The 821-nt window shown below is 52.4% G+C and carries 1 protein-coding gene; it reads right to left on the reverse strand.

Annotated elements, in window-relative coordinates; translation table 11 throughout:
* Positions 1 to 53 precede the first annotated feature (53 nt).
* Positions 54 to 758, reverse strand: a complete 705-nt coding sequence (locus ACSVHP_RS22965) for an IS6-like element IS26 family transposase (protein ID WP_001067855.1) — start codon at positions 756 to 758, stop codon at positions 54 to 56.
* Positions 759 to 821: the final 63 nt, after the last annotated feature.

Here is an 821-nt window from a genome sequence, read left to right on the forward strand (position 1 = left end):
AGGCACTGTTGCAAAGTTAGCGATGAGGCAGCCTTTTGTCTTATTCAAAGGCCTTACATTTCAAAAACTCTGCTTACCAGGCGCATTTCGCCCAGGGGATCACCATAATAAAATGCTGAGGCCTGGCCTTTGCGTAGTGCACGCATCACCTCAATACCTTTGATGGTGGCGTAAGCCGTCTTCATGGATTTAAATCCCAGCGTGGCGCCGATTATCCGTTTCAGTTTGCCATGATCGCATTCAATCACGTTGTTCCGGTACTTAATCTGTCGGTGTTCAACGTCAGACGGGCACCGGCCTTCGCGTTTGAGCAGAGCAAGCGCGCGACCATAGGCGGGCGCTTTATCCGTGTTGATGAATCGCGGGATCTGCCACTTCTTCACGTTGTTGAGGATTTTACCCAGAAACCGGTATGCAGCTTTGCTGTTACGACGGGAGGAGAGATAAAAATCGACAGTGCGGCCCCGGCTGTCGACGGCCCGGTACAGATACGCCCAGCGGCCATTGACCTTCACGTAGGTTTCATCCATGTGCCACGGGCAAAGATCGGAAGGGTTACGCCAGTACCAGCGCAGCCGTTTTTCCATTTCAGGCGCATAACGCTGAACCCAGCGGTAAATCGTGGAGTGATCGACATTCACTCCGCGTTCAGCCAGCATCTCCTGCAGCTCACGGTAACTGATGCCGTATTTGCAGTACCAGCGTACGGCCCACAGAATGATGTCACGCTGAAAATGCCGGCCTTTGAATGGGTTCATGTGCAGCTCCATCAGCAAAAGGGGATGATAAGTTTATCACCACCGACTATTTGCAACAGTGCC

The sequence above is a fragment of the Enterobacter sp. 186315 genome (assembly GCF_053290175.1).

Coding starts and splice junctions, on each gene's coding strand:
- ACSVHP_RS22965 (WP_001067855.1), bottom strand. CDS start 758: ATGAACCCATTCAAAGGCCGGCATTTTCAGCGTGACATCATTCTGTGG.